The organism is Lactobacillus delbrueckii subsp. bulgaricus, assembly GCF_046938665.1.
Classification (GTDB): Bacteria; Bacillota; Bacilli; order Lactobacillales; family Lactobacillaceae; genus Lactobacillus; species Lactobacillus delbrueckii_C.
This window is the reverse complement of the sequence record NZ_JBKZCD010000075.1, coordinates 1-445: the sequence shown is the minus strand read 5'-3', so window position 1 is coordinate 445 and position 445 is coordinate 1. Positions and strand designations below refer to the sequence as shown.

Sequence of the window (445 nt, the reverse complement as noted above, 5' to 3'; positions counted from 1 at the left end):
CATCTGAAGTAGTAACTCCAACCTTCGACGGTGATAAGGAGACTACTGTAAAGGTTGTCTACACGCCAAACATCCAAAATGCTTTGGTAAGATACGTCGATGAAGACAAGAACTACGAGTTGATCGAAGACTCTGGTGACTTGAGCGGTCTGTCCAAGGACATGATTGGCTACAACACTGCGGACACTATTCAAAAGCTGGTTGATGCAGGCTATGTATTCGTATCAAGTGACTACCCAGATGATGCAACTTACGACACGGACGACAACGCTGAGCAAGTTTACACTGTGGTACTGAAGCACGGTCACAAGAGCGTTGACCGTGACCAAAATGTAAAGCGGACTGTAGTTTACGAAGTGCCAGCAGGCTTTGATACCCCAGAATCCGTAGAAGAGACTTTGTCCTTCACTCAGACTGGTGACCAAGATTTGGTAACTGGTGAAAT

1 protein-coding gene is annotated in these 445 nt (G+C 46.1%); it reads left to right on the top strand.

The genetic code is table 11. The annotated features are described in order from the left end of the window. Positions 1–445: mucin-binding protein (locus ACLUXO_RS10250; protein ID WP_412137454.1), on the top strand; the 445-nt coding region annotated here is incomplete at both ends.